4 protein-coding genes are annotated in these 3,945 nt (G+C 33.2%); 1 reads left to right on the plus strand and 3 read right to left on the minus strand.

What is annotated here, in order from left to right; all coding sequences use genetic code 11:
• Positions 1–210: 210 nt before the first annotated feature.
• Entirely contained in the window at positions 211–498 is a 288-nt protein-coding gene (locus AB1630_10930; protein ID MEW6104305.1) for a hypothetical protein, read from the plus strand.
• A gap of 5 nt (positions 499–503) precedes the next feature.
• Here the strand turns inward: AB1630_10930 and AB1630_10935 are convergent, their stop codons facing one another.
• The 3 genes from AB1630_10935 to rpmE are packed head-to-tail and all read right to left on the minus strand — an operon-like array spanning position 504 to position 3,591.
• Complete coding sequence (locus AB1630_10935; GenBank protein ID MEW6104306.1) at positions 504–2,522, minus strand: VIT domain-containing protein; 2,019 nt, start codon at positions 2,520–2,522, stop codon at positions 504–506.
• Positions 2,523–2,557: 35 nt separating this feature from the next.
• The gene (locus AB1630_10940; protein MEW6104307.1) at positions 2,558–3,376 is read right to left on the minus strand and encodes an aminotransferase class IV; all 819 of its coding nucleotides are present in this window, start codon (positions 3,374–3,376) and stop codon (positions 2,558–2,560) included.
• The gene (rpmE, locus tag AB1630_10945; GenBank protein ID MEW6104308.1) at positions 3,373–3,591 is read right to left on the minus strand and encodes a 50S ribosomal protein L31; all 219 of its coding nucleotides are present in this window, start codon (positions 3,589–3,591) and stop codon (positions 3,373–3,375) included. Before rpmE ends, AB1630_10940 begins: the two co-directional genes overlap by 4 nt.
• Positions 3,592–3,945: the final 354 nt, after the last annotated feature.

The following is a 3,945-nucleotide window of genomic DNA, read 5'->3' on the forward strand; positions in this document are numbered from 1 at the left end:
TTTGTCTTCTGAAATATCTTCTATCATTCTATCTATTATATATATCGGTTTTTAAGAGGGTTAAACTTTAGATTTTTTTTTTGGAAATTCAATTCCTATTGCAAGGTAGCGGAAAATGGGAAATTAATCTTTAATAACATTTTGATATTGTAACCACACCTTGTTTTTGTTTGGTTGACAAAAATCTGCTTTCATATTAAAATTTAAATAATGAAAATAGATAAAGCAAAAAAGGATGTTATTGTTTTTACCCTCCACCATAGATTAGAAGGAACAATGCATACATATATGGGTGCAAGAATCTTGGATGAATTAAATGCTGGAGCAAAAACCTTTATTGCCTTAACAAATGTAAATGTTTTTCTCCCTTCCGGCACAACGCCGATATATCATATTGAGTTTATTGCCCTAAATAAAAACCATATTGTCCATCTTCTTCCAGGAAAGGGAGAAGATTTTAGGGAATTCCTTCCACGGGAGGATGTTTTTAGTAGATAAAATTCTTATTCCACAACCTCATACCAATTTTCTTTATACTTAAAGATTATCCTTTTTCCTAGGCTAAATATCTTTCCTGTTTCTTCATTGAGGAGGCTAAAGTATTCATCGCTTTCGTATTTTATCTTTTTTGTCTTTTTATCCTTATATTCTATATCCTGCCATTTTCCATCCTTTAAAATATATGTCCTTCCTTTAATATGCTTTACATCATAGCTGCTTGGTTTTGCAATGGTTTCCCCTTTCAAAGCAAACATCTCTTCTGCCATTCTTATTGCATGTTTTCCTACATCTTCTTTGCTTAAAGCGTTAAATCTCTCTTGAATTACCTTTTCTTCCTCCTCTACAACAAGAAATGATGTATACGGTGTTATTATCCCATATTTTTTGCTTAATTCCTTTATCTCATCAATAATCTCCTGATTTTCCCCTTTAAGCCTTATCTGGTCTAACAAATAGCCAATTTTCCTGGTTGCCCAAAGATGGGGAATGAATTCATTGCCTTTCTCCTTTTTTGGAAAATTTACATTATATTCATAAACCCTCTTTTCCTTCATCATTCCAGAGAGAACTAGGCTTGTTTTTCCATAATCTTTGTATCTTCCAAGGAGGATGATTTGTGACCCAAAGAAAAGGTCTCCTATCTTCTTTGGGTATAAATCGTAGACAGAAACCTCTCCAAATGATAAGGAAATATCAGACAGGACAGGGTTTTCTATTTTTTTATAAAGGGAGGATATTGGCTCTTCTATATTCTCTTTTTCCCTTATGTATGTTGAAATTCCATTGTTTTCAGATGAGACAATATCCAAAAGATTCGTATTTACATTATCTCCGACGCCAAAGACAAAAACCTTAGATTTTTTATTATTTTCGACTACATTCCTTGTTATTTTTTGTATATCGGTTTCGCCAACCGTTGGAATGCCATCTGTTAAAAAGAGGATTATATGGGGCCTTTTTTCTTCCTTTGTAAAAGCTGAAATCAGGGCATCATTTATATTTGTCCCTCCAGATGCCTTGAGATTCTTTATGAATTTTCTTGCATACTCTCTGTTTTCGCCTGTTGCCCCATTTATTTCTTTAAATAATGGCTCAATATCAGAGCTAAACCTTATTATATTAAACCTATCATCCTGGTTTAAGCTATTTATGCAAAAAATAAGGGCAGATTTTGCCTGCTCTATTTTATTCCCTGCCATACTCCCAGATGTATCAATAACAAATGTTATATCCTTTGGAATGCTTTGTTCCTTCTTTTGATTTGGAGATGAAAGAAGGAGAAAAAATCCATCTTCATCCTCCTTATGTGTAAGCAATGAAAGCCCGATGTCTTTTGAATCCAGGGTATAGTAAAGGATAAAGTCAGAGGAGGGCTTTTTATTGCTTTCTTCGTATGTTATCCTTGCATTGTAATCATCCTTTCTCTCTACCTTTATATTATGCGTTGGAGAATAGATGCTTTTTATGGGAATGCTTTCGCTTATCTCAATGTTAATAAAAATCTCTTTTATAGGTTTTTCTGATAATTTTTCAATATCAAGGGGATAGATGTATTTGCAAACCCCTTCCTCTGATTTTAGAATCTCATTATATGAAATCTCAATCTTCTTTTTGCCATTTGCTGGAATTGGATATACCCTTGCCTTGAATAGATTTCCTCCAATATATTCAAGAAGACCTGGGTCTTTCATCCTCCTTACAATATCCTCATAAATCTTTTTTGCCCTCTCTTTGTCTAAAACCTCTCCGCTTATCTTCTTTCCATCCTGAAATAGGGAAAATGAAGAAATAGATGCATCCTGTGGTAGGGGAAAGATATATGTTCCCTCTATATCCTGCCTATAGGGGTTTATAAAAGCCTGGTCAACAATTGTGCTTGCTACCTGGTCTTTTATCTTTACAGAAACATTATGGTAATCAAGGGATAAGGGGACAGGCTTAACATCCGGGCTTGGCGGGATTGGAATAATAACTCCATCAGCAAAGCAAAGAAATGGGATAAGGAAAAAGAGCCTTTTCATACAAAAAGTATATTTTAAAAGAAAATTTTTGTCTACTATATTTTTTCCCTAAATAAAGAAAGAAGTTTGCTTATCAGCCCTTGTGGGATTTTATATTTATGGTTATCTATGCTTACAACAGGCATAATTTCATAGCCCGTGCTTGTTAAAAATACACAATCTGCATCAAAAAGGGATTCTTTCTTAAATTTTTTCTCAAGAACCCTGATGCCAATTGAGTTTGCTATTTCAAGAACAGCCTTTCTTGTAATACCAGGGAGTATGCCAGTAGATAAAGGAGGCGTAATGAGATTATTTTCTTTAAAAATAAATATATTGCTTGTTAGTCCACAAGCTACATAGCCATCAATTGTAAGGAATATTCCATCATCCACCCCTTTTTTATTTGCCTCAATCTTTCCCAAGATATTTGGAAGGTAGTTATTGGATTTTATTGGAGGAAGGGTTTTTGGATGGGGCTTTCTTATATTTAATATTGTTGCAGATATACATTTTTTTGGGATACCCTTAAATTCCTCTGTCATTACAACAATATTTGACTTTTTGCATAAAGTAGGATCTATTCCACGAGGACCCTCTCCCCTTGAAATGGTGATTCTTATAATGGCATCTTTTAAATTATTTAGGCTTAAAAGCTGATGAAGAATTTTCTCTATATCAATTTCTGGAATTTTTATCTCTAATATAGAGGCTGCATCTTTAAACCTTTCTATATGCTCATCTAGCCTAAAGATACCTCCATTATATGCCCTTAATGTCTCAAAGGCTCCATCACCATAAAGGAAGGAATGGTCAAGACAAGAAATCTTTGCTTTTTCTAATTCAAAAAAATTTCCGTTAAGATATATAATCAAGAGGATTTTTTCTTCTTATACCTTTCTTGAAATCTCTCTACCCTTCCTGCTGTATCAACAAGCTTTTGCTTTCCTGTAAAGAATGGATGGCAATTTGAGCATATCTCAAGCCTTATTGTATTTCCTTTGGGGTATGTTGACCTTGTTTCAAAACTCATACCGCAGGCACAACTTACAACAACATTTTTGTAATCGGGATGTATTCCTTGCTTCATTTTACATTAAAACATATTATATACCAAAAATCAATTGAATTTCAAGTGAATTTTTGCTAGTACTAAACTTTTTTAACAAAAATGCCGATAAATAAAGTAAATGAACAAAGATTACAACAACCTTTTAAAGGAAATAAAAACCTCCTCTTGTCCAAACTGCAAGAGGCTTTTAAGAATAATTGAAGAATAACAAATAATGATTAAAGAATTAGAAAGGAAGGTCAAAGAACTAGTGTGCTGTCCCTTAAATAAGGTATGTTATATTTTACAAGGTTTTCCTGCATATGTCCATGCAAATGGTTTTGCTTTTTTGTTGTAATATTCAATATACTCCAATAACTTCTGTTTTAATGC

Source organism: bacterium (assembly GCA_040753555.1).
Classification (GTDB): Bacteria; UBA9089; UBA9088; order UBA9088; family UBA9088; genus JBFLYE01.

Bases quoted from the DNA above. Each gene is read 5' to 3' on its own strand.
- AB1630_10935 (MEW6104306.1), bottom strand. From the start codon at position 2,522: ATGAAAAGGCTCTTTTTCCTTATCCCATTTCTTTGCTTTGCTGATGGA.
- AB1630_10930 (MEW6104305.1), top strand. From the start codon at position 211: ATGAAAATAGATAAAGCAAAAAAGGATGTTATTGTTTTTACCCTCCAC.
- rpmE (MEW6104308.1), bottom strand. From the start codon at position 3,591: ATGAAGCAAGGAATACATCCCGATTACAAAAATGTTGTTGTAAGTTGT.